The organism is Nostoc sp. C052 (assembly GCF_013393905.1).
Classification (GTDB): Bacteria; Cyanobacteriota; Cyanobacteriia; order Cyanobacteriales; family Nostocaceae; genus Nostoc.
Map to the genome: position 1 here is coordinate 5123103 of NZ_CP040272.1, position 23306 is coordinate 5146408.

Sequence of the window (23306 nt, forward strand, 5' to 3'; positions counted from 1 at the left end):
GTAAAAAGTAAAATTAATTGCACTCAGCATATAGGGTCTGAAGCCCATAAATTTATTTCGGGTGGAAAGTGCCGCGTTCGCAGGATTGCATCTTGTAGAGAGAAATAATACGGACTTAATCATTTCCCCTCAATTTATTTATGGGGATTATCTTTTTACTTTTTACTTCTTAACCAAGTGACACACATTTAATTAACACAGGTTACAGATTTTTTCAACTTGTTTCGGTGCTTTAATTTCAGTAAATAGCTGAATCGCCCGATTGAAATTCATTTGATTTTCATCGGGCTTTGCCATCTTTTGATTAGTTAAACCTAATTGAAAATAAGCTTCAGCTAGATCGCATTTTGCACCTATTTTATCCAAAAGTTCGATTGCTTCTGCATGATTGGCAAGAGCTAATACAAAATCTGTTTGTTGTCGATGGATTTCTGCTAAACCATTGAGAGTTTTTGCTTTTACCTGCATATAGTGACTTTCTTCAGCAAAAGTCAAAGCTTGCTGGAATATCTGATTTGCCTGGGAAAATTCGCCTAAATTGACGTAGGTTTGACCTAAAATTTGCATGAAATAGACAAATCTTCCCGTTTGTTCTACCAATTTTTCGTTCGTAATATTTTGATAAGCTACATTTGCTAATGCAGATGAGGCATCACGCAAACCTAAATAAGAATACACCAAAGCTAAACAGACTGAGGCTTTCTCTGCCCAGCGATGATGCTCGGTATTTTGAGCCAGATAAATTACTTGCTGAAATAACTTTGCAGCTGCCTCTAGTTCCCACAAATCTATTTTGTAAAGACCAATACTTAATAAAGAATCTACTTCTAGCATCCTCAAATAGTAAACTGTATGTTTATTTTCTGGCTGAGGTACAAGTAATTTTAGTGTTTGGTTTGCTAGAGTAATAGTCTTTTCTTGACAGGCGATCGCTTGGCTAATTTTACCTGTTATCCAATATAGATCGCCTAATATATTGTAAAGTTCACTGAGATTTTGGTCATTTTCCAGATTGTGAACAACTTGATTAATTGCCGTAAGTATGGGTTGAATTAACCCCATCCGATACAACGTACTACCAAGAGGCAAAAACTGCTGCCATTGATTATTTCGGCTTTTTAAAATTACCTTACCTGCTAACTCAAACTTTTGAATTTCTATGTAGTGATAATATGCCTCAAGAGCTTGCAAAGCATCTTTAAAAGTTTCAATTTGTTTAATACTAGTTGTCCAAAATTCTGCGGCTTTGTGGTTGGCAATTTCCCATTCATCGCTGGGACGTAAACGCGCGATCGCTTCTTTCCGAATCACGGGATGCAACCAATATTCACCCTTATCACACTCCACCAAAGACCGATTTCTCAACGAGACAATGATTTGACGATGTTGATCGGATGGAACATCCCACAGTAAACAAAACAACCCTTGAGATGAGATGCTGGGTATATCTTGGTAGCGATAACATCCCAAACGGCAAAGTAAGCGATAGGCTTGGGGATCGAGGGCTTGTAAACGATTGATTTGACTAACTGCTAAATTTTTTAAGTCGGTTGCTGCTAGCGGATCGGCATGATTTTCCTGCCAATAAAGAACCATATCACCGTCAAAATCCTCTTGAATCGAACCGCAGAGAATTCCCATTGCTTTAGCATTACCGCAGTATGTGCGATGCATGATTTGCAAGGTTGACGAGTTGATAGTTAATCCCCGCTTGCTAAAAAACTGTTGCCATGCACTTTCATCCAGACCAGGAAGCCGATAGTGATTCACATTTAGCCCCGGTTCACAAAGGCGATCGCGACTAGTAATCAAGGTAACAGATTGCACCCTAGCATCAGCCAAAATCCGCAATAGTTCTACATAGTTGCGGTGAGAAGCAATCAATCCACCTTGTTGATCTAATGCAGGTTCGAGATTGTCAATTAACACCCCAATCCGCCGATTGTGGAGTTGGCGCTTGAGTCGTCCCAAAGTTACGCCAAATTCTACCCCAGGTTCTTGATCAAAGTCTTGTTTGAGCCATTCCTCTACTACTCGTTCGGCGGGGGTGATATTCTGCGTTTCCTTTGCCATCAACAATTCCAAAACCAAATCAAACCCCTGAGTTTGGAGATATTGCTGCGCTAAAGTAGTTTTGCCTAAGCCTCCCTCACCTTGGATAACAATCACTTTTGATCCCTGATTTACCAAAGTATTTAGGTGAGCGATCGCAGCTGTTCGTCCAATAAAATTGGTATCCTCTAATTTTGGGGTTGAGTGAGGCGATCGCGAGTAATCAATCAAACTTGATGATATCGCAGTAGTTTTTCTCAGAAGCCGTTCCAAAGTAGCGCGACAATTACTTTTGGTTATCTTTTCTCGCAATACTTTAGAAAGCAGCTTCCATAACTGAGAACCAGCATCCTTGGCGTGTCCTTCCGTACAACCGTAAGAATGAGCGATATCCAAGTATTTTCTACCCAACCAAACTTGCACAAGAATCACTTTTTGCAAATCGCTCAACCGTTCCCCAGTCTGCGGGGGAATTATGGCGTCTAACCATGCTAATGCTGCTTCAGCGTCCATTGTGTAACGACAAGGGTACTTCAGATTTTAGGGACAACTATAAATTACTCTACAGTTATATTGCTGGAGTTTTCGGATAAGATTCTGTGAATCCGACTTTTTTCCCTACTTTTGCAAACTTTATTCAAAATTCAGCTTTGCGTAAATTTATAAGGAATTGAGGGTTGAAATTTAAACGCAAAGGGGCGCAAAGGTAAGCGCAGAGGTACGCAGAGGATTCGCTACGAATTAATGAAATGTTGTGCTAAGTCAGTTTCTCCTTTGAAACAGCCGATAAATTTACTTTGCTTGAGTTTAGCTAACTGATCTGTTTTTTGTTGCTGAAGTTGTTGATAGCGCAGTTCAATCGAAGACTTAATTGCCTCTACTGTATCTTGGTCAGTCTCCTGTTGAATGTAGGCAAGCTTTTGAGCATATTTTTCATCTAGCTGAATATCAAAATTCTTCATCACTACTAACTTGGAACGTTTACCTAAAGTATATCGTCCGCGTCGAATCGTCTAGAATAAAACTCATTAGGTAACATCAGCACCATCATTACTTATGGTGAAATCAGACCCCCGTCAATTGCCTAGCAGTGCTGAACTTCCTTGTTCAGACGATACCCCTGTGGATAACGAAGACCAGAACTTTATTCCTAACCTGCTTCTTTTCTTGCTGCAATATATTTGGGCAAACCGTAATGACTGGTTTTTCAGCGTGGATATGGGCGTTTACCATACTACAGGGGTTAGTCCACTTGTGCCGATTGTACCAGACGGATTTTTGAGCTTAGGTGTAGAACGTCGCAAGGAAGGTAAATCTCGTAAAAGCTATGTTGTTTGGGAAGAAAACAATATTGTACCTATCTTGGCTTTAGAAATTGTTTCCTTAACTCCGGGTGGAGAATACGACAAAAAATTAGACACTTATGCCAAGTTAGGGGTACTGTACTACATTATTTATAATCCAGAGTATTGGCAAAGAGACCGTCACCAACCTTTTGAAGTTTATCGCTTAGTAGATGGTAGCTATCAATTGCAAATTGGTGAACCTTTTTGGATGCCAGAAATTGGTTTGGGAATCGGTAGAGAGCAATACGTATCTGGTAATATCCAGCGTCAGGTTTTGTATTGGTATGATCAACAAGGAAATCGCTATCAAACTCCAGAAGAACAGTTAGAGTTAGCGCAAAAACAACTTGAGCGTTATCGTCAGCAATTTGGAGAATTGCCAGAAGATTGAGGGGCGATTGCATTACTTAGAGTAAAACTGATTTAGTGCTTTAAAAGTATTGCTATTTTGACAACAATTTTTAGTTATTTAACATACTCTTTTTAAGAGCTTCACTCCAAACAAGCTCAAACTCACTTTCTGATATTTCATGTTCTGTTCCTAAACAAGTTTCTGATAGTGGTTGGTCGCACAAGGCTAGTCCTCTAGTTTCTGGATGATAAGCTGTGTTAGATAAAAACCATTTATCCCCATAAATCTCAACTTGCCTGGAGGCCCAATCGCCATCAAATTCTATATAAGCAATCCCCATTCCTAAGTCAGATTCAGCCTCATGCTTAAAATATAACTTCATAGCATTTTTCCTTAATTCTAATTACTCTGTCACTAATAGATAAATAATTGCTGAATTAAAATGTGACAATTTCATCCAACTTTTCCTCCGACTTTTGCAACTGCATCACATAAAACTGCCGACTTCAGCCGACTGACAAAGCGAAGTGCGATCGCTTAGGCTATTGGGCATAGAGATACAAATTTAAGTATAAAAATATGCTTAATACCCTCAGCCCAATCACAGAAGACTTAGCAGGTCAAAGCTATCCCAGCCCTCACTACTTGCAAACACAGCGCCGCATTCGTTCACTCATAGACAAATATATTGCAGTCGAAAAACTACATGAACGTCTGCAAGATTTACCGATACAGTTTGCCAATCCCCAACCGCGTCCCTGGAAACTCATCGACTGGCAGACGATTAACCGCAATCAAATTATCGGCTTAGACGCAGAGGTATTTTTGTCTATATTGATAGGTGCGATGGACACAGAAGCTCCCATTCGTGGCTATACCCAAACCAGTCGCCAGTATTTAGAAAAATTGCATCCTCAGATGGCTCGGTTTGTTGGTGGAACTGTCGGTGAAAATGGCGAGCAACTGGAACTTGGTTTGTGGGAAAAGGAAGAACGTCAGCACACACCTGCATTAATCAAAATCTACACCCAATTAACAGGCGAGAAAATTACCCCAAAACTTCGGACTGTTAGAAGCTATCTCCCCACAGATGACGCCAACGAAGACTTATATCGCCACGGCTTACACCGCATTGCCACAGAATACGGTGCAACCTGTCTTTATATTTGGTTGATGGCTCACACCACTGGCGCACTCCAGGATGTTTTAGAGGAACTAGCACAAGATGAAATCAACCACATGACCAAATTCTGGGGGTTTGGAGTCTGGAGTTTTCCTGATACTGGGTTGATGCGAATTGGACGCACACTGATTAAAACGCGATCGCCAAACTATCAGCGTAATAACCTCATACGTACCCTCCGCCGCATGATGGCTACCCTTAACTGGAATGCTTGGTCATTAACCAACAAAACAACTCTCCTCTTCACCTTCACTTACACAATGCATCGCCTGTGGAGTTGGAACAACACCCTCACACCAGAGTACTTACAAAATTTATTTGAAACTAATTAGTCAAAACAAAGGACAAATAACAAATGACAAATGACAAATCAAGATTACCCACCGATTTAAATCCCCAAAAAATCCCCCAACATATCGCCGTCATCATGGATGGTAACGGACGATGGGCAACCAGCCGAGGATTACCGCGCATCGCTGGACATCGCCAAGGAGCAAAAACACTCAAAGAACTATTGCGTTGCTGTAAGGATTGGGGAGTTAAAGCGTTGACAGCCTACGCTTTCTCAACAGAAAATTGGCAGCGTCCCGTTGAAGAAGTAGATTTTTTGATGCATTTGTTTGAGCGATTACTAAATCGCGAGTTGGCTCAGATGCATCGAGAAGGTGTGCGAATTTCCTTTATTGGAGATTTATCAGCTTTACCTAAGTCTCTACAAACAGAAATGGAACGTTCAATTGCAGAGACGTTGAACAATCAAGCAATCCACTTTACTGTTGCAGTCAATTACGGTAGCCGCAACGAAATTACCAGAGTTTGCCGTCAAATAGCTCAACTCGTACAACAGGGCGAACTCAATGCCGAACAAGTAAATGAAAGTCTTGTAGAACAACACCTCTACACCGTAGACACTCCAGAACCCGATTTGCTGATTCGTACTAGCGGTGAGATGCGATTGAGTAATTTCCTCTTGTGGCAAATGGCTTATACAGAGATGTATTTCACGGATATTCTTTGGCCAGATTTTAATCGAGAAGCATTTCATCAGGCTTTGTTGAGCTACCAAAATCGCGATCGCCGTTTTGGTCAAGTTAAAGCTTCATTATCAGCTTAGTGTACCAAACACCAAATATCGCCTCAAAATTAAACCGGATTTTTGCCATCAGCGATAAAGTAAAAGCACCCACATTACCACGATGGTATATGAGCGCTCACAAATAAAACATTATCGAGGATAATCTATCTGCTATGACAGACCGAAGTAACTATAAGAATAGCAGGCACTGGGTAAATAAACTGCAAGGGTAGTTACAAATGTTTTGTTAAAAATATTACTTACCGTCAATATGATCCTAGATTTAGGCAAAATCCAATCGATTGCGAAATCATATTCTCCCCAAGAACTCTTTGCTGCCTTGGTTTGGCAGCGTCGATTCAATGAGTTTGATGGGGAAGAGGTAATTACTGACCTTTCCAACCACAGAAATTTATGGGCAAGCTTTCTGTTCACAAAACCAATCTTTGCAACAGATGAAAACGGTTTAAGCTTTGGTGGTATGGTCGATACCCTCCTTGCAATGGCAAACTATCGTCCCATGCCTGAAACCAGCATAATCCATTTCATTGCTTATCCTGCCGATACACTATACATCCTGACAGAGAACCAAGATACAAAAGTGTCACAGCTTTTAGATTTAGGCAAAAAATGGCGAGCTGATTCAGTAGAAGTCACTGATGGCACAAATGAAGATTACGGTTTGCGGCTGAAGCGCCGACTTAGAACTAGATTGGAAGGAGCGCTATTAGGTGAAGATGTTCGCCAGGATTGTGATGCAGTAGTTGTTGCCTATTGGTGGGATTAAACTACCCTAACCTTCCTAACATCATCTGTTAGGGTTTTGCCTCTAAAGCAAACTGCGACGCAAGGCTACAGGATAACTTTGGTGGTTAATAACAATATTGCCCTATATCACTAATATCGTGACAAAAAAATCTTTACTCGATGCTGAACCCCACCAAGGTTTGTAGAATCTAAACCCACTAACCGAGATATAGATGGAAAGTGTCCTTTAGGTGCGTCTAAGCTGAAAGTATATTCTTCATATTTAACCCATTCATTATTAGCAAGACTTGCTAGCCATCCAACTTTATAAGCAAAGCGCTTATAATCTTTTTTGGCTTGCCAAATACGTTGTTGGACGCTAAAACCAAATTTGCCTTCACTATATTGAACCCAGAGTTTATTAATAATATAAAGGTCATGACGAGGAAACCTTTTAATTTCTCCATCATCTAACCAGCCTTCTTCTTCACGCTCACATATTTTGAGCATAGTAGAATAGGTTTCTTTATCAGCTTCCTGCCATTTTTGTTCTGCTAGTAGTTCCTGCAATTTTCTGTAATCAATACCAGAAGTATGAGATACAAGAGTTAATTCTGCTGCCAATTGAGACAGATGCAACTGCACATCTGATAAAGATTTAAGAACTGATGTTTGCGAATCTGTTTCCAAAATTTGAGATGGTAATTGAGATATTTGCTCTTTTATTTGAACTAATTCTTCGAGAATTCTATAATTTGAATTTTGTTCATCAGTCATAATTTCTTTCAAGGCTTGTAGTTCAGTTTGAGCGGCTAGTGAGGCTTTTTGAGTCTCAGCTAAGGTCATCTGAGCTTCTATTGCCGTTTCTTCAGTATTTGCCAATCGCTCCTGCATAGTCCGAAGCTCAGATTTTAATTCCTTTATTTCCGTTTGGAAGCTTGCAATAGTTGATTCAATATTATGCATATTATTTGCTTTCATATCCTGCAACTCTTCACGGGTACGCCTGAGTTCTTCAATTGCTTTTTCGTAATATCCTAATGGCGTTTTCCAGTTATCATTACTTGCTTTGAACATAAAATAACTTTGCTTATTTTATTGCTTGTCTATTAATAACATTTGTGAAGACTTATCCTCTGATATAACATTGTTTTTGAAATCATAATTATTCATGATACTACGCCAAAATTTACAAAGTAAACCATATTTTATCCAGTCTTTAATAGCTCGGTTTTTTAATTCTGGAGAATTTCTTACTAAAGCAGCCATCATAGCGGAATTTTGTTGTAATTGTCCATAAATTTTCAATACCTCGTCGATAGATGTTTTCTCATCTAACTTACTCAGTTCATAGCATTCGCTTAACTCATAAAGTTCGATATCAGAAAATAGACCACCAGGCTTCCATGCTATTTTGAGCCTTTGTCTACATTTATCAAGAGGACTGGGTAAACCGTGAACTAAATATTTTTTTAATTCATTCCGAATTAGTTCCAGTTTGCCATCTATCAGTTCAGATATTTTATCAACTATTTGATTAGCATCTTGAAATAACTTATTTTCTAAATATTCGATTCTTTCCAAACTCTGCTCAATGCTGTTTTGAGACAAGCTAATCGCCTGCATTACAGCTAGTGACATTTGATTAATTCTATTTTCTAAATAAAAATTAGTTTTACTAATAGTCTCAGTGAGAGCTTGTTCACGAATTTTATCTATTTTCTCAAGGTGATGCTTAACTTTTTCATCTGCTGTATTTGACAGATATTTAATGTCAGCTTTAACCTTACTTTCTAATTCCTCGGTTCTTTCTATTGCATGATTAATGCTTTCTTGAGCTATATAATCAAGCTTGTCAGCTAAAGGGTAAAGTTTGTCATCAAACAAGTTAGCTATTTCTTTGCTACTATCTCTGACAACCTCCTTAGCGGCACTCTCAAATTGTTTGACAAGACCTCCAAATAGCCATCCCATCATTTCTTTACACCCTTTTACACCATAACTAGCAAGCAAATATCCTCACAAAAATAACACTCCTTTTCAGGAGTGTCGAGGATAAAATAATGACTAATAAATAAGTATAAATTCGGTGGACAATTATCGAATAATATTGTCTTTTTGCCCAAAATATTTTATGCAAAACTGCTGTGATATCTATGATGCGCTACGCACTTTATTTTTGGCGTAGCGCATCATAGATATCGCCTCACACATAACCTAATTATTTCTTTTACCTGATTTACCAGTTTTATTGGAAAGTTGGTGCTTTTGTATAACCCGCTCAATCTGGTAAGTCACCGCATCTATTCTATGTTTAACCTTATTAAAATCAATATTCACCCAAATATAGGCTTTGTCTGGTCTTTGTTGCTTATCGTTCATGTATTGCTTTACTTGTCAAGATATTTTGTTATATCTATACAATAGGGCTATCCTAATTTCTAAACTACTTTCTCTAGACGTATAAGTAAATATGCTTAATATTTGCTTAAGGTTTTATCTGCTAGAAGTTCAATCACTATTTACTAAAAGAGACGCGATATTTCGCGCCTCTAAGAACCAAAATCAAAATTCTAAGTGTTAGCTTAAATCTTTGTTTGTAGATATTGCACCAACTGCGCTGCTTGCCTTACTCCCTCTATCCGATCCACAGGCTTACCCTCCTTAAACAATACCAAGGTTGGGAGAGATTCAATTTTATACTGAGTAGCCAATTCCGTGTATTTTTCTGTGTCAATTTTGACAATCCGCAAGCGATCCTTAAGTTGATTATTGACTTGCTCTAAAATTGGCGTCATCATCTGACAGGGACCACACCATTCAGCGTAAAAATCTACTAATACAGGTACATCAGAAGCAGACAGCATATCATCAAAGCTGTTAAATTCTTTTTGAGTTGCCATTATGACACACACCGATTTTCAATTGTTTGTTTCAATGGTAATTCTTAGAAACTAAAATCGGTATAGGTTTATGGTTTTTGTTGGCAAAAGATTAGATTAGTTAATATAGACTGATTTGCTAACCAAAATATTAAATAATTATAATAAAGAACGCATCTTGTTTTGGTTTGTGCATCTCCATTAGATATGTATTTAAACCTATTCTGAGCAACCAAATAATTATCAAGATATTCACGAGAGTGATGTCTACGATTGCTATAACTGCAACACTTACTAGTCTATTGAGTCAGGCTAATTATATTTCTTAGAATCATTCATCCATTTACAGAGAAACTAACTATAGATATTTAATTATAGTAAAATGTTAATTCGTGTTAGTCGAGTTATGTAGAAATCTATTTGATTTGTGAGAATTGCAACTCACAGATCCCCGACTTCTTTAAGGAGTCGGGGATCTTGTTTCTGCGCTTTTGATTCAGTAGGGCTATATCTAGCTAAAAACGATATATAGTTATCTAATTTGTATCATGCTAGCAAGATTGTCATCCCACAAGAGTTAGATATTATCTAGACAATATTCAGATGTTCCCGAAATCACCATAAGATAATTAGCGCAGTATTTCTAAGATTGAGGAACATTAAATGACACTATTACAAGATAAAGTCGCAATTATTACAGGTGCATCACGAGGAATCGGCCGCGCGATCGCAATTGAATTAGCCTCACAAGGAGCGATCGCAATTATTAATTATGCCAGTTCGAGTGCTGCTGCTGAGGCAGTTGTTACAGAAATTACAGATGCGGGAGGTCAAGCGATCGCGATCCAAGCTGACGTTTCTAAAATTGAGCAAGTAGAGACACTAGTTAAGACCGTCACTGAAAAGTTTAGTCGTGTGGATATCTTAGTCAACAATGCAGGTATTACCCGCGACAATCTGCTTTTGCGTTTGAAGACAGAGGATTGGCAAGCTGTGATAGACCTAAATCTAACTGGTGTTTTCTTATGTACACGTGCCATCAGTAAAATCATGCTGAAGCAGCGCTCAGGGCGAATTATCAACATTACTTCCGTTGCGGGGCTAATGGGCAATCCAGGCCAATCCAACTACAGCGCCGCCAAAGCAGGTGTAATCGGCTTCACCAAAAGCGTTGCCAAAGAACTTGCGACTCGCGGAATCACCGTTAACGCCGTCGCCCCTGGATTCATCACCACCGATATGACCAGCGATCTCAATAACCCCGAAGATATTCTCAAATACATCCCACTCGGTCGCTTCGGTCAGCCTGAAGAAATCGCTGGTATGGTGCGCTTCCTCGCCGCCGATCCCGCCGCCGCCTACGTTACCGGACAAGTTTTTAACGTCGATGGCGGTATGGTAATGGCTTAAAGAGTACTGAGTTTATGTGGCGATCGCTGATTTAGACTGAAATTTAATCGCGATCGCACTCTTTCGTAGCATCCAGCCAAAACTTGAAATTGACCGCAAGATATTGGCTGAAATTCGCCACATCTGAGAATACCTGTTGTGGCAATAGCGCGGCAACAGTAAAATTGACTCTTTACTCTCCTTAGTTCATCCAGACATCAGCAGGTGTGCGGCTGCATTTAGTAGGGCTAGATGACCAATGACTAATGACTAATGACCAATGACCAATGACCAATTAAGGCTGTTGGCGTATCCTTTGCCAAACAGTAAAACCCAAAAGAATAATAATACTACTGGCAGTAGCCACCATTACAGCCAAACTCATACCTTGTATTCTCATCGCCAGCAAGTTGAAAACTAGGGTAATTGACCAAAGGGTGAACGCAGCATGGCGCTGGGATAGTCCCCAAGCAAGTAAGCGGTGGTGCAGGTGGTCTTTGCCAGGAGTACTCAGAGGGTTATTTCCTGCTAGTAGCCGCCGCACAAATACTTGAGTTGTATCTAGCACCGGTAACAACAAAAATAAAACCGTAGGAATTAAGGCATAAACTGTGTTTTGTTGCAGTTTACCTAAAATACTAGTTGCTGCCAGCACATAGCCAAAAAAGTATGCTCCGGCATCACCCATAATAATTCGTGACGGATGGAAATTATGACGTAAAAAGCCCAATGCAGCACCTCCCAAGGCTGCAAGTACCAAAATTGCCGCTGCACGATTGTTAAATTGGGCTGCAACTGCCAACAAACTCATGGCAGTAATAAAGCTGATTCCTCCTGCCAAACCATCCATACCATCCATCAAGTTGATGGCATTGGTAATTCCTACTACCCATAGTACTGTGAGCAGTATGGACAGGAACGAGTCGATGGGAGTGCCAAATAGGACTTTAACACTGATACCATTAGCTACCAGTAATAGTGCCGTAACAATTTGCGCCCATAATCGCACAGACGGCGGTAAGCCGAACTGATCGTCAATAAAGCCTACAAGAACTAATATCGAACCTCCCAACAGAATAGTTAGCACTTGAGCTAATACAGTTTGGAGTTCGATCGGTCGTAAAAGGCTAGCTAATACCAGCGCGGCAATCACACCCGCGTAGATAGCCAGCCCCCCAGCATTGGGTAAAGGTTCTCGGTTTAGTCGCCGGGCGTTTGGTTGGTCAGCCCAACCTACCCGCAAGGCGAATTTGCGTACTGTCGGAATTAAACGCCAAGTTACAACCCAAGCCAAGAGGAACGTAAATACTACTGCCAACCAGCCGGTGCCGCCAGGGTCGGCAATACCGAGGTACTTAAGGGAGTTCTCTAGATTCATCTCCCAATTCAAGCATTACTGCCAGTATCTAATATGAGCATCACCTGTATATTAATCAATTTTTTTTATTTCCATTTGTAACTTGAGCCGCTTGAGAGATTAGCACTCTGGCGCTGTGAGTGCTAAATTGTCTAATGGAAGCGCTGGAGAAATGAAACATGGCGAAAATTATTGCATTTGACGAGGAATCTCGGCGAGCTCTAGAAAGGGGTGTTAACGCCCTTGCCGATGCCGTAAAAATCACCTTGGGGCCTAAAGGTCGCAATGTTCTTTTAGAGAAAAAATTTGGCGCACCTCAAATTGTCAACGATGGTATCACTGTTGCCAAGGAAATTGAATTAGAAGATCCTTTGGAAAATACTGGTGCAAGACTCATCCAAGAAGTGGCCTCAAAAACTAAAGATGTCGCTGGAGATGGGACAACCACCGCCACCGTTTTAGCACAAGCCTTGATTAGAGAAGGTTTGAAGAACGTCGCGGCTGGTAGTAACCCTGTTAGCTTGAGACGCGGGATCGACAAAACTATTGAGGCATTGGTACTAGAAATTGCCAAGATAGCCAAGCCAGTAGAAGGAAGTGCGATCGCTCAAGTTGCTACTGTCTCTGCTGGTAACGATGAAGAAGTTGGCCAAATGTTAGCTCAAGCAATGGAAAAAGTCACCAAAGATGGTGTAATTACCGTTGAAGAATCCAAATCCCTAACCACCGAACTAGAAGTAGTTGAGGGGATGCAGATTGACAGGGGTTATATTTCTCCCTACTTCGTCACCAACAACGAGCGGCAAATCGTCGAATTTGAAAATGCCCGCATTTTAGTGACAGATAAAAAAATCGGCAGCATCCAAGATTTAGTACCGATTTTGGAAAAAGTTGCCCGTTCTGGTCAGCCCTTGCTGATCATCGCTGAAGATGTTGAAGGTGATGCTTTGGCAACTTTAGTAGTCAACAAAGCGCGGGGTGTACTAGCCGTAGCTGCCATTAAAGCACCTGGATTTGGCGATCGCCGCAAAGCTTTGTTAGAAGATATTGCGATTCTCACCGATGGACAGTTGATTTCGGAAGAAATTGGCTTAAGTTTGGACACCGCTTCTTTAGAAGCGCTGGGAACTGCCCGCAAAATCACCATTGACAAAGAAAGCACCACAATTGTCGCTGGTAGTGTTACCAAGCCAGAGGTACAAAAGCGGATTGGTCAAATTCGCAGACAGTTAGAAGAAACTGATTCTGAGTACGATCAAGAAAAACTGCAAGAACGCATCGCCAAGCTCGCTGGCGGCGTGGCAGTGATTAAAGTGGGTGCAGCAACCGAAACCGAACTCAAAGACCGTAAGCTGCGGATTGAGGACGCGCTCAACGCTACTAAAGCTGCTGTGGAAGAAGGTATTGTTCCTGGTGGTGGGACAACCTTAATTCACTTAGCTAAGGCAGTAGAAGCGATTAAAAAGACCTTACAAAATGACGAAGAAAGAATTGGGGCTGATATTGTCGAACGAGCGCTAGAAGCCCCCTTGCGCCAAATAGCAGACAACGCTGGTGCTGAAGGTTCTGTAATCGTCTCGAAAGTCCGGGATAGCGAATTTAACATTGGCTACAACGCCGCTACTGGCGAATTTGAAGACTTGATTGCTGCTGGTATTATCGACCCTGCCAAAGTCGTGCGTTCAGCTTTGCAAAACGCTGGCTCCATTGCTGGTTTGGTCTTAACCACCGAAGCGATCGTTGTTGAAAAGCCAGAGAAGAAATCCGCCGCTCCTGCCCCTGATATGGGCGGCATGGGTGGTATGGGCGGCATGGGCGGCATGGGTGGCATGGGCGGTATGGGCATGTTCTAACTTCTGCTGACCCAGATAAATATTTTTTGAAGCAGTTTGTCTTGCCAAGGCAAACTGTTTTTTATATCTATCATTGCTGATTCAGGAGCAATATGTTATCTGTATTGCTGGGAAGTAGCTGGGCATAAATAAAAATAATCATCATAGTTATCAGTAATTAGTCGTGAGTACAACTGACCACTAAAAAAATGCCGATTTCTAAATTACCAAACCTCAATAATTCCTGAATCTAAAAATTACAGTCTTTGTATTAATTTTTGTAATATTAATAGTAAAAGCTGAAATCAATCAAAACGTCTCTCGGATCACAGTCCAGTTGTTTTTACCAATGCCCAATGCCCAATTCCCAATGCCCCATGCCCAATGTAGGTAATATTGCATGGTACGAAAACTGCGTCGCCTTCCCAAAATAGCCACTAAGCGATATGAAGATGAGTTCCATCACCAACCAGGGACTTTACCAGGAACCATCATTATTGATGCAGACGCTCCGCTACCGATCATTTTCTTGATTGACTATAACCAAGCCAATTTCACTCGCGAACAAATAGCAACTCCAGAGGAGTGTGTCTCATATCTGGAGATGGAATCAATTTCTTGGGTAGATGTACAAGGTTTAGGTAGTCAGGACATATTACAACGATTGGGTAATGTTTTTGAGTTACATCCTCTAGTTTTAGAAGATGTAGTCAATGTACCGGAGCGTCCCAAAACAGAGGATTATGAAGACCAATTGCTATTCATTGCCCGCATGGTAGTACCAAAGGAAAGAACATGTGGTTTTTACAGCGAGCAAGTAAGTTTGATATTAGGAAAAAATTATTTGTTGACAGTACAAGAAGAACCAGAACATGATTGCTTTGAAGGCGTGCGATCGCGGATTGAAAAAAACAAAGGTATCATCCGTAAACAGGGAGCGGATTATTTAGCTTATGCCCTGTTAGATGCAATTATTGATGGCTTTTTTCCAGTGCTGGAGCTTTATGGTGAGCGAATCGAAGAATTAGAAGAGGAGGTAATAGTCAGACCTACCCCACAAACACTACAAGATATTTATCAAATTAGGCGAGAACTACTACAACTACGTCGTGCTATCTGGCCCCAGCGGGATGCAATTAATGCCTTAATTCGAGATGGCAGTGATTTGATTAGTGAAGACGTGCGAATCTACTTACGAGATTGTTATGACCATACGGTGCAAGTAATGGATATGGTGGAAACTTACCGAGAACTAGCATCTGGATTAATGGATGTGTACCTTTCGGCAGTAAGCAACAAAATGAATGAAATCATGAAGGTGCTAACGGTAGTTTCAACAATTTTTATTCCCCTGACTTTTGTCGCTGGAATATATGGTATGAATTTCAATACTGAAAAATCGCCATATAATATGCCTGAGTTGAATTGGTATTGGGGTTATCCACTTTGCTGGGCAATAATGTTAGCGATCGCACTTGGTTTGCTATTCTTTTTTTGGCGACGAGGCTGGCTACAAAATTCTGTAGTAGCCAAGCGCAATTAAAAATTGCAGATGAGCAATAAGTCTGAATATATATTCATTAGCACCGGGAGTTAAGATTTTTGAGTTATGAGGAGTAGCGACCAAAATTTAATAGTTTTGACGATTTATATTATCGGTGTCTCTTATGTTTTTAACCGCATGATTGAATCCATCGATGATCAAATTAAGTTTGAGTTTAAGAAAGGAACCGTTGATGAGCAACTAAAAGAACAAAATCTCGACGATAAAATTGGAATTTCCTTTAAACTCAAAGCCTCATATCCAATTGACGATTTGAAAGATTTAGGAATTAGCATTGAAAATAAATCTGATAATGTTGCCGTATACGTTGACTGGGATAACAGTTCTTTAGTAGTTGAACATAGCAAGCAATCGCGCCGCGTGATTCGGAAATCACCAGACTTAACCCGTGACTTGGCAGTACCCCAAAGTCCGAGCCTAATTGCTCCCAAGAAAACACTTTCGGAAACTGTGACAGCAGAAGATGTTTTCGAGCGCGATAAAGAAGCTGGAACCTATTCAGCAAAAAAACCATTAATTGATATCAATGGGCTACAAAAAGGGCAAAAAAAGTTGTACAACGACTTTCTTAACAGAAGAAAAGAGTTAGACTTTTCCCTGCAACTGGTGCTGAGGATATCTGAAGTGCGTTTAGGTCTAGCCCCAGGTCGTGATTTTCCTCCCATTAGTATTATCAATTGTCCTTTCACAGTCAGGAAACTACCTTGGACTTACGCTCTACCTTGGAATAAAAAAAAGCAATAGCAACCAGACACACTATGCCATCCAAGATTACACTGGATCTAAGGAGAGAGTAGGCGCAGGCGGTTGCAGATCAGTCTTAGTCACTGGTTTGAGGAAAGTCCGGGCTCCCGAAAGACCAAACTTGCTGGATAACGTCCAGTGCGAGCGATCGTGAGGATAGTGCCACAGAAAGATACCGCCAGATCAATTAAAAATTAAAAATGTAAAATTAAAAATTGTTCATTTTACATTTTTAATTGCTCTGGTAAGGGTGCAAAGGTGCGGTAAGAGCGCACCAGCAGTATCGAGAGGTGCTGGCTCGGTAAACCCCGGTTGGGAGCAAGGCGATAGGGACTATGGTTGGTCTTTTACCAGTTCCGCTCAATGAGAGCCGCTTGAGGCGTTTGGTAACAAACGTCCCAGATAGATAACTGCCCTCGCAAGAGAACAGAACCCGGCTTATGTCCTGCTCTCTCCCCTCTAATGGAGTATGAACCTTTCACGGTTTGTACTCTATTATTTTTTGTACGGGTTTTGTGCGATCGCTAATTCATCGCTAATTCATCATTTAAAGCATTCCCAATATCTCTAATGCTGTATCCAGATGCCATTTAACTCGATAGAGTTCAAACAGTTTCTCTTGACTGTACCGTGCTGGATACTCTAGTTTCCTTCCCTCCATCGTCACCTTGAGTAATGCTGACTGCTCTGGTGTCGGTGTTCCCATAGCTTCTAGTGTCGCTTCTAGCGCTTCTACTTGAGAGAACATGGGAGACTTCAATCCTTTATTTTCTGACACTTGCTTGCAGGCTATAACAGAGAAGGTCAGAAGTGCGTTAATGTATGATGCCTTATCAGCAGGATTCCCTATTGCTTGGATGCCATACTGTATCAGACATAAATCGCGTAACGCTCTCAAGCTTTTAACTTCTAATTCTGTGCGCGTAAACATAAAATAGAGTTACCTCTTGTAAAAGTGGAAATCGGTGGGCAGCAAGTTTCTCAGGCTAAGATGCCCATCGATTTAACATTCTCCACTGATATACACGTGGAGAATAAATTTATTTGTATTTCTATACAATGTCTAAAAATAAAGGTAATCCAGATAACTTAAAGCCATTCACCACGGACAGAGAACGACCATTAACTGAATATCTACATTTGCGTGTCACCAAAGAAATGAAGGAAGAAGTAAAAGCTAAAGACGATCCTCCTGAATTTTGCCGTCAAGCTATCCAAGAGAAGCTAGATAGAGAGAAGTAGCAAAAAGTTGTTAGAGTAATAGTCCAAGAGATTTAGAGATATAAAATATATAGCTAGTTCCTCCCCTTCTGCTCCCCTTTCCCCTTCCCCTTGCCCCCTTCCCCTTATCATGTAATGCCCCTTGCCTATCCACGCCGTCAACGGCAACTCGAAAGTTTAGTCCAAAAATTAGGTTTATCGCTAGAAGCACCTATAAAGTGGGAACTACTGGATTTAGCGCTCACTCATCCCACTGTTTCTGAGTCGGCAAATTACGAACAGCTGGAGTTTGTTGGCGATGCCGTGGTGCGCCTGGTGTCGGCTGTTGTGTTATGGGAAAATTATCCCGATTGTCCAGTAGGGGATTTTGCGGCAATTCGTTCGGTGTTGGTGAGCGATCGCATCCTCGCCCAATTGGCCAGAGTTTATGGTTTAGAATTATACTTACTAGTCGCTGGTAGTGCTACCGCTGATAAAGTTGGTCTAGAGTCACGACTGGCAGATGCTTTTGAAGCAGTTCTGGGTGCGCTTTACTTAAGTACTCAAAATCTGGAACTGATTCGCTCTTGGCTAGATCCCCACTTCCACCAACTAGCAACAGAAATTCGCCTCGATCCTGCCAGACTTAATTACAAAGCTGCTCTCCAAGAATGGACTCAGGCGCAATTTAAAGTTTTACCAGAATATCGGGTTGTAGAAGTCAGTCAACCGCACCGCAATCAAGAACGTTTTATGGCCGAAGTGTGGCTGCACGGAAACAAACTTGGAGAAGGTAAGGGGCGATCGATAAAAACTGCTGAACAAGCCGCAGCAAAGGTAGCTTTTTTAGCCATACCCAATCCGCAAAACCCCTGAACTCAAAAGATTATAAATAAACTGATAATCAGTTGCTAGTCATTTGTTATTTAACTAATGACTAATGACTAATGACTAATGACTCATAAATAATGACAAACCAAATTAAAATTGCTGTCATCGGGGTTGGGCGTTGGGGAGTGCATCTGCTGCGGAATTTCTTAGCAGATCCCCAAGTAAGTGTAGTTGCGGTAGTAGATCCCCACCCAGAACGATTAGCGGCGGTCAATCAGCAGTTTAACTTAGATGAAAGTGTAATATTAACAACTCAATGGCAAGATTTAAAGAAACTGCCAGAGTTGACAGGAGTAGCGATCGCAACTCCAGCTACCACCCACTATGCCTTAATTAAAGATTCTCTCCAAGAGGGATACCATGTTTTGGCAGAAAAACCCTTAACTCTCAAAACAGTAGAATGTCGGGAACTTTGCCATTTAGCAGAGCAGCATCATTTAATACTCATGGTTGACCACACTTATTTATTTCACCCAGCAGTTGAGCGAGGCAAAACTGTAGTACAGGCGGGTAAATTAGGTGATTTACGCTATGGTTACGCTACCCGCACCCATTTAGGGCCTGTCCGCCAAGATGTTGATGCGCTCTGGGATTTAGCTATTCACGATATTGCTATATTTAACGCTTGGCTAGGTCAAATTCCTGTGAAAGTACAAGCAACAAGTACGGTGTGGTTGCAGGGGCAAGCCAATAGGGAAATAACCCACTCTCCATCTCAAGGTTTAGCTGATTTAGTATGGGTAACACTGACATACCCAGATGGCTTTCAAGCTTATATTCATTTGTGCTGGCTGAATTCTGATAAGCAGCGACGGCTGGGGATTGTAGGTAGCCTTGGTAGTTTGATTTTTGATGAAATGTTGCGATCGTCACCTCTAACCTTGCTACATGGAGAGTTTGAACAGCAGGGTAATCAATTTATTCCTGTAAATCAAAAGCAGGTGGTGCTGGAATTAGAGCCAGGGGAACCATTGCAGAAGGTTTGCTCCTCTTTTGTTGTCTCTATCCTCAACAATACTCCCTCAGAAGTTTCATCTGGGTGGGTAGGCACTGAGTTAGTAGAAATTCTTACTGCTCTAACAGCATCTCTTGAGCAAGGTGGGAAACCTGTTTTTTTAAATGCTCATCAAGCATCAACAATATAGCGGTTCTCATTCAGATGAGGTACAAAATTATATCGCAAGCTGTAAGGGCACGGCAGTGCCCATAGGTGTCAACTTAACGTGAAAACCAGCCTAGTACAAGCTTTTAGATATTATCTCGTTCCCAGTCTCTGACTGGGAATGCCATCCTAGAGGCTCCGCCTCTCCTACTGGCGGCAGAGCCGCTTTTGAGCAGCATTTCCAGCCTCCGGCTGGAAACGAGATTTGAACTGTCAAAAAATTACCTTTCGGAAGTCCCATTCGCACAAACTCCTCTTTTTGGAAGACTTACTAGGATAGTTTGCAACGGTGAAAGACGAATCTCGCAAGTCTCATTACCAATTAGTACCAGGGACTTTGGTAACATCTCTTTGTCTAGCTCTATTTTCGCAGGCTTATTACTCCCCAAAGAGGAACTTCCCCCATCCTGTAGGCTAGGGTAGCGGCTTGCTTTTGCGCCGTCATTCCCAGAAGATAATCCCAAATCCTCTACATTTCCTTCTTTGTTAGGAGCGGCTAACAGCGAGATATCAATCAAAGGTAAGGTAATTTTCAGTGTTGTACCTTGATGAAGTCCTGCACTCTCAAGACTAATGCTGCCTCCCATGAGTTCGATTAAGTTTCGTGAAATTGCTAGTCCCAATCCAGTGCCTTCAAACTGACGCGTGGTTGTGCCATTCACCATCACAAAGGGACGAAATAGTTTATGTTGTTGGGTTGGATCGATGCCTATACCTGTATCTTTGACGGCGACTACCACCTGAGATTGACCACTACTTTGTTGAATTTCTGTGGTAATGGTGATACTTCCTGTGTCGGTGAACTTAGTAGCATTACCGATAACATTAATCAGCACTTGCTTTAGTTTTGGCGCATCTGCTTTTATTGGTATAACTTGGGAATTTAACTCACATTTCAATTGCAAGCCCTTTTGTTGAACATTTACTGATTGTAAATTAATCACCTCTAACAATATTTGTCTGAGGTCAAGGGGTATAGAGACGACGGAAAGCTTACCTGCTTCGATTTTAGAAATGTCGAGTAAATCATTAATAATACCTAGCAAATGAATCGTTGTTTCATCTGCACGTTTGAGAAACTCCATTTCTTCTTCTCGGTCATCACATAAGCCATCTTCAACCAGGCGAATACAGTTAATAATAATATTTAATGGGTTTCTCAATTCATGAGAAGTCGTAGCCAAAAACTGGCTTTTAATTTGGTTAGCGGTTTTTGCTTCTTTCCAAGCTATTTCTAGTTCTTCTGACCCAGCTTTGAGCCGTTCTACCATTTGGTCTAAGGCTTGGGCCAGTTGATTGAATTCCCGAATTTGAAAATTGTGCGGCACTGGTTGTGCAGCGTGGTGAGAGTGAATATTGAGAGCGTAATCTCGCAATTCTTCTACAGGACGGGCCAAGTAAGGAGCTAAATATAGGGATGCTAACAAGCTTGCACCAATCAAACCAACGGTCAAAACGATGAGAATTAGTTTGATTTCTTCTAAACCAAAAAGCGCATTCTCAACACTTGTAACAGCTAAGACTACCCATTTTTCCTGCTGCTGTTGACTAAGTGGATTTGCAATAGCTGTATAGCCAGCTACTAATTCTTTGCCATCTGTAAAAGACAAATTTATCGAATCATTTCGCCCAGCGATGCCTGCGGCGGGCTGCACCAACGCATTTTTAATTATGCTTTTGAGTTGAGAAGCATAAGGGTGCTGATTGATATTAGTTCCCACCCAGTCTGCAAATGGGTGTGCCAAAATTGTACCATCTTCAGCAATCACTACCATTGCACCTGTGAGCGAGCCAGGTGGATTTCTGGTTTGTTGGTACAAAGCAGACTGAATACTTAAGCTGTAAACTAAATTTCTTGGGCTATCGGAAACTGGTGCAGATAAAACTACTTGCAGTTGATTTTGTGTGTTTCTTTTTCCAGTCATTCCTGCCTTTGGTGGCAAGATTGATTTGACATCGATTCCGTCACTTGGCAAAGGTAATATCAATTCTCCAATAGCTTTATCTCCACAGCTACTAGCAATTATTTTCTGGTTTAGCAGATTCGTCAATTGGATGCATTCAATACTGGCTGGAAGTTGTTGCCTTAACTGCGTGAGAATTTCTTGTTCTTGTATGGGCGAACCTGACGGAATAACTGTCGTTTTACTTACACTCAGTAAATTAGCTTTTAAGATTGCGAGCGCATCTCCAATTCTCTCACCTTTACTGATGGCGCTTTCGGTTAAATTTTGACGCGCAGTTCCCAATATGCTAGAACGTGCCTTATTTAAGGCAACAATCTCACCTACAAGTAAAACTGGAACGAACAGCAGCAATATTCTCGTTACTAAAATTCGGCGAAAAGAAGATTGGCGGGAATTAGTCATCGAGTGTCTCACTTTGCATCTGCAAACCACAACAGCAAAGATATGTAATTAGACCAGCTAGATGAGACATTTTATTAAATTATCAGAATTTTATTTTCAATGTTTAAAAATAACAAATTGCTATAATCCAAAAAGAAACGTGGGATACCAAAACTTGTAGATGCTAGATATGAAAGTGATTTGTGCTGCATATAAATACAGTGGTGAAATTGTAAAACAGTAGCTTGCAGGCATGGTTTTTTTGAGAATTTATACACGACTAAAGAAAATATTAAAACTATCAAATCAAGTTAATGTTGCAACATCGTCCTCATACTACAGTTGTTTTAGCAATGAGTGTAGATGGTAAGATAGCAGATTTTAAGCGATCGCCTGCTCGATTTGGCTCAAGGGTTGATAAAGCACACTTAGAAAAACAAATCGCTGCCTCTGATGCTGTTCTATTCGGTGCTGGTACTCTGGGCGCTTATGGAACAACACTTACAGTATCAGATCCAACTCTAGTGCAACTTCGGGCCCAAGCAGGGAAGCCTCCGCAGCCAATTCATATAGTGACTACACGTTCTGCAAACCTTAATCCGGAAATTCACTTTTTTCAGCAACCAGTTAGACGTTGGTTACTCACGACAACAGCAGGAGCGGTTTCATGGAAAGGACGTTTACAGACGCTTTCCTCAACTCTGGGAAATGAAGTAGAGGAGTGCCCTTCAGAATTTGAGCAAATTCTGGTTTTTGAAACACCAACGCGAGAAATTGATATTCCCGCAGCTTTGAAGCATCTAGCCACTCTACATATAACACGCTTGGTAGTCTTAGGTGGAGGTAAATTAGTCGCTTCTTTACTGGAATTAGATTTAATTGATGAATTATGGTTGACTGTTTGTCCGCTGATTTTAGGTGGTAATACTGCACCCACACCTGTAGATGGGAAAGGATTTTTACCCAATTTAGCTCCCAAGTTGCAACTTTTAGAAGTGAATACAGTTGAGCAAGAAGTGTTTTTGCACTATCGCCTGCAACGACCCGCAGATTAGATTACGCTAAGTTAAGTTATTGATTGGGCATGGGGCATTAGGAGTGCTGAGTTAGGAGTTAGGAGTTAGGAGTTAGTATTATCTTCTCTCCCCATCTCCCTCATCTCCCCGCCCCCTGCCTACTCTC

General features: G+C 41.1%; 22 protein-coding genes and 1 other RNA gene. 13 read left to right on the plus strand and 10 right to left on the minus strand.

Annotated elements, in window-relative coordinates; translation table 11 throughout:
* Positions 1 to 192 precede the first annotated feature (192 nt).
* Complete coding sequence (locus tag FD723_RS21140; RefSeq protein WP_179067104.1) at positions 193 to 2565, minus strand: lipopolysaccharide assembly protein LapB; 2373 nt, start codon at positions 2563 to 2565, stop codon at positions 193 to 195.
* A 221-nt stretch (positions 2566 to 2786) separates the two neighbouring features.
* Positions 2787 to 3014, minus strand: a complete 228-nt coding sequence (locus FD723_RS21145; protein ID WP_179067105.1) for a hypothetical protein — start codon at positions 3012 to 3014, stop codon at positions 2787 to 2789.
* 94 nt (positions 3015 to 3108) lie between these two features.
* Here FD723_RS21145 and FD723_RS21150 point away from each other — a divergent pair, with 94 nt between their 5' ends.
* Positions 3109 to 3789 (plus strand): Uma2 family endonuclease, encoded by a 681-nt coding sequence (locus FD723_RS21150; protein ID WP_179067106.1) that lies wholly within the window; start codon positions 3109 to 3111, stop codon positions 3787 to 3789.
* A gap of 70 nt (positions 3790 to 3859) precedes the next feature.
* Here FD723_RS21150 and FD723_RS21155 read toward each other — a convergent pair whose 3' ends face one another.
* Positions 3860 to 4132: a hypothetical protein gene (locus tag FD723_RS21155; protein WP_179067107.1), complete on the minus strand. Its 273-nt coding sequence runs from the start codon at positions 4130 to 4132 to the stop codon at positions 3860 to 3862.
* A 197-nt stretch (positions 4133 to 4329) separates the two neighbouring features.
* On the opposite strand from FD723_RS21155, the gene FD723_RS21160 reads away from it, so the two are divergent.
* The 3 genes from FD723_RS21160 to FD723_RS21170 all read left to right on the plus strand — a co-directional run bounded on the left by FD723_RS21160 (position 4330) and on the right by FD723_RS21170 (position 6795).
* Positions 4330 to 5265: a ferritin-like domain-containing protein gene (locus FD723_RS21160; RefSeq protein ID WP_179067108.1), complete on the plus strand. Its 936-nt coding sequence runs from the start codon at positions 4330 to 4332 to the stop codon at positions 5263 to 5265.
* A gap of 23 nt (positions 5266 to 5288) precedes the next feature.
* Positions 5289 to 6047, plus strand: a complete 759-nt coding sequence (locus tag FD723_RS21165) for an isoprenyl transferase (protein WP_179067109.1) — start codon at positions 5289 to 5291, stop codon at positions 6045 to 6047.
* Positions 6048 to 6279: 232 nt separating this feature from the next.
* A complete protein-coding gene (locus FD723_RS21170; protein ID WP_256874887.1) occupies positions 6280 to 6795 on the plus strand; it encodes a hypothetical protein in 516 nt (171 codons plus the stop codon).
* Between the two features lie 110 nt (positions 6796 to 6905).
* Here the strand turns inward: FD723_RS21170 and FD723_RS21175 are convergent, their stop codons facing one another.
* The 4 genes from FD723_RS21175 to trxA all read right to left on the minus strand — a co-directional run bounded on the left by FD723_RS21175 (position 6906) and on the right by trxA (position 9658).
* A complete protein-coding gene (locus FD723_RS21175; protein ID WP_179067110.1) occupies positions 6906 to 7832 on the minus strand; it encodes a GUN4 domain-containing protein in 927 nt (308 codons plus the stop codon).
* A gap of 18 nt (positions 7833 to 7850) precedes the next feature.
* Entirely contained in the window at positions 7851 to 8768 is a 918-nt protein-coding gene (locus FD723_RS21180; RefSeq protein ID WP_179067111.1) for a hypothetical protein, read from the minus strand.
* Positions 8769 to 8972: 204 nt separating this feature from the next.
* Positions 8973 to 9137 (minus strand): hypothetical protein, encoded by a 165-nt coding sequence (locus FD723_RS21185; protein ID WP_179067112.1) that lies wholly within the window; start codon positions 9135 to 9137, stop codon positions 8973 to 8975.
* Positions 9138 to 9340: 203 nt separating this feature from the next.
* The gene (gene trxA / locus FD723_RS21190) at positions 9341 to 9658 is read right to left on the minus strand and encodes a thioredoxin (RefSeq protein ID WP_179067113.1); all 318 of its coding nucleotides are present in this window, start codon (positions 9656 to 9658) and stop codon (positions 9341 to 9343) included.
* A gap of 642 nt (positions 9659 to 10300) precedes the next feature.
* Between trxA and fabG the strand changes: the two genes are divergently transcribed.
* Positions 10301 to 11047 (plus strand): 3-oxoacyl-[acyl-carrier-protein] reductase, encoded by a 747-nt coding sequence (gene fabG / locus FD723_RS21195; RefSeq protein WP_179067114.1) that lies wholly within the window; start codon positions 10301 to 10303, stop codon positions 11045 to 11047.
* A 274-nt stretch (positions 11048 to 11321) separates the two neighbouring features.
* On the opposite strand, the gene FD723_RS21200 is transcribed toward fabG, so the two are convergent.
* The gene (locus tag FD723_RS21200) at positions 11322 to 12404 is read right to left on the minus strand and encodes an MraY family glycosyltransferase (RefSeq protein ID WP_179067115.1); all 1083 of its coding nucleotides are present in this window, start codon (positions 12402 to 12404) and stop codon (positions 11322 to 11324) included.
* A gap of 158 nt (positions 12405 to 12562) precedes the next feature.
* Between FD723_RS21200 and groL the strand changes: the two genes are divergently transcribed.
* The 4 genes from groL to rnpB all read left to right on the plus strand — a co-directional run bounded on the left by groL (position 12563) and on the right by rnpB (position 16980).
* Entirely contained in the window at positions 12563 to 14236 is a 1674-nt protein-coding gene (gene groL / locus FD723_RS21205; RefSeq protein ID WP_179067116.1) for a chaperonin GroEL, read from the plus strand.
* A gap of 379 nt (positions 14237 to 14615) precedes the next feature.
* Positions 14616 to 15758, plus strand: a complete 1143-nt coding sequence (gene corA / locus FD723_RS21210; RefSeq protein WP_179067117.1) for a magnesium/cobalt transporter CorA — start codon at positions 14616 to 14618, stop codon at positions 15756 to 15758.
* Positions 15759 to 15824: 66 nt separating this feature from the next.
* Entirely contained in the window at positions 15825 to 16523 is a 699-nt protein-coding gene (locus FD723_RS21215) for a hypothetical protein (protein ID WP_179067118.1), read from the plus strand.
* A gap of 45 nt (positions 16524 to 16568) precedes the next feature.
* An RNA gene (rnpB, locus tag FD723_RS21220) (RNase P RNA component class A) lies at positions 16569 to 16980 on the plus strand.
* A 90-nt stretch (positions 16981 to 17070) separates the two neighbouring features.
* Here the strand turns inward: rnpB and FD723_RS21225 are convergent.
* Complete coding sequence (locus FD723_RS21225; protein ID WP_179067119.1) at positions 17071 to 17454, minus strand: hypothetical protein; 384 nt, start codon at positions 17452 to 17454, stop codon at positions 17071 to 17073.
* A 128-nt stretch (positions 17455 to 17582) separates the two neighbouring features.
* Between FD723_RS21225 and FD723_RS21230 the strand changes: the two genes are divergently transcribed.
* From FD723_RS21230 to FD723_RS21240, 3 genes are all read left to right on the plus strand, one after another.
* Positions 17583 to 17765 carry a hypothetical protein gene (locus tag FD723_RS21230; RefSeq protein WP_099104126.1) on the plus strand — a complete coding sequence of 61 codons (183 nt, stop codon included), beginning with the start codon at positions 17583 to 17585 and terminating at the stop codon, positions 17763 to 17765.
* A 114-nt stretch (positions 17766 to 17879) separates the two neighbouring features.
* The gene (gene rnc / locus FD723_RS21235) at positions 17880 to 18599 is read left to right on the plus strand and encodes a ribonuclease III (RefSeq protein WP_179067120.1); all 720 of its coding nucleotides are present in this window, start codon (positions 17880 to 17882) and stop codon (positions 18597 to 18599) included.
* A 92-nt stretch (positions 18600 to 18691) separates the two neighbouring features.
* Positions 18692 to 19759, plus strand: coding sequence for a Gfo/Idh/MocA family protein (locus FD723_RS21240; protein ID WP_179067121.1), 1068 nt, complete (start codon positions 18692 to 18694; stop codon positions 19757 to 19759).
* Between the two features lie 238 nt (positions 19760 to 19997).
* On the opposite strand, the gene FD723_RS21245 is transcribed toward FD723_RS21240, so the two are convergent.
* Positions 19998 to 22145, minus strand: coding sequence for an ATP-binding protein (locus tag FD723_RS21245; RefSeq protein WP_179067122.1), 2148 nt, complete (start codon positions 22143 to 22145; stop codon positions 19998 to 20000).
* 293 nt (positions 22146 to 22438) lie between these two features.
* Here FD723_RS21245 and FD723_RS21250 point away from each other — a divergent pair, with 293 nt between their 5' ends.
* Positions 22439 to 23179 (plus strand): RibD family protein, encoded by a 741-nt coding sequence (locus tag FD723_RS21250; RefSeq protein ID WP_179067123.1) that lies wholly within the window; start codon positions 22439 to 22441, stop codon positions 23177 to 23179.
* Positions 23180 to 23306 lie beyond the last annotated feature (127 nt).

What these genes read in the sequence shown, in the direction of transcription:
- FD723_RS21160 (WP_179067108.1), top strand. Translation starts at nt 4,330, where the DNA reads ATGCTTAATACCCTCAGCCCAATCACAGAAGACTTAGCAGGTCAAAGC.
- rnc (WP_179067120.1), top strand. Translation starts at nt 17,880, where the DNA reads ATGCCCCTTGCCTATCCACGCCGTCAACGGCAACTCGAAAGTTTAGTC.
- FD723_RS21225 (WP_179067119.1), bottom strand. Translation starts at nt 17,454, where the DNA reads ATGTTTACGCGCACAGAATTAGAAGTTAAAAGCTTGAGAGCGTTACGC.
- FD723_RS21250 (WP_179067123.1), top strand. Translation starts at nt 22,439, where the DNA reads ATGTTGCAACATCGTCCTCATACTACAGTTGTTTTAGCAATGAGTGTA.
- FD723_RS21140 (WP_179067104.1), bottom strand. Translation starts at nt 2,565, where the DNA reads ATGGACGCTGAAGCAGCATTAGCATGGTTAGACGCCATAATTCCCCCG.
- FD723_RS21170 (WP_256874887.1), top strand. Translation starts at nt 6,280, where the DNA reads ATGATCCTAGATTTAGGCAAAATCCAATCGATTGCGAAATCATATTCT.
- FD723_RS21155 (WP_179067107.1), bottom strand. Translation starts at nt 4,132, where the DNA reads ATGAAGTTATATTTTAAGCATGAGGCTGAATCTGACTTAGGAATGGGG.
- FD723_RS21175 (WP_179067110.1), bottom strand. Translation starts at nt 7,832, where the DNA reads ATGTTCAAAGCAAGTAATGATAACTGGAAAACGCCATTAGGATATTAC.
- fabG (WP_179067114.1), top strand. Translation starts at nt 10,301, where the DNA reads ATGACACTATTACAAGATAAAGTCGCAATTATTACAGGTGCATCACGA.
- FD723_RS21185 (WP_179067112.1), bottom strand. Translation starts at nt 9,137, where the DNA reads ATGAACGATAAGCAACAAAGACCAGACAAAGCCTATATTTGGGTGAAT.
- FD723_RS21165 (WP_179067109.1), top strand. Translation starts at nt 5,289, where the DNA reads ATGACAAATGACAAATCAAGATTACCCACCGATTTAAATCCCCAAAAA.
- trxA (WP_179067113.1), bottom strand. Translation starts at nt 9,658, where the DNA reads ATGGCAACTCAAAAAGAATTTAACAGCTTTGATGATATGCTGTCTGCT.
- corA (WP_179067117.1), top strand. Translation starts at nt 14,616, where the DNA reads ATGGTACGAAAACTGCGTCGCCTTCCCAAAATAGCCACTAAGCGATAT.
- FD723_RS21215 (WP_179067118.1), top strand. Translation starts at nt 15,825, where the DNA reads ATGAGGAGTAGCGACCAAAATTTAATAGTTTTGACGATTTATATTATC.
- FD723_RS21245 (WP_179067122.1), bottom strand. Translation starts at nt 22,145, where the DNA reads ATGACTAATTCCCGCCAATCTTCTTTTCGCCGAATTTTAGTAACGAGA.
- FD723_RS21230 (WP_099104126.1), top strand. Translation starts at nt 17,583, where the DNA reads ATGTCTAAAAATAAAGGTAATCCAGATAACTTAAAGCCATTCACCACG.
- FD723_RS21150 (WP_179067106.1), top strand. Translation starts at nt 3,109, where the DNA reads ATGGTGAAATCAGACCCCCGTCAATTGCCTAGCAGTGCTGAACTTCCT.
- FD723_RS21145 (WP_179067105.1), bottom strand. Translation starts at nt 3,014, where the DNA reads ATGAAGAATTTTGATATTCAGCTAGATGAAAAATATGCTCAAAAGCTT.
- FD723_RS21240 (WP_179067121.1), top strand. Translation starts at nt 18,692, where the DNA reads ATGACAAACCAAATTAAAATTGCTGTCATCGGGGTTGGGCGTTGGGGA.
- groL (WP_179067116.1), top strand. Translation starts at nt 12,563, where the DNA reads ATGGCGAAAATTATTGCATTTGACGAGGAATCTCGGCGAGCTCTAGAA.
- FD723_RS21200 (WP_179067115.1), bottom strand. Translation starts at nt 12,404, where the DNA reads ATGAATCTAGAGAACTCCCTTAAGTACCTCGGTATTGCCGACCCTGGC.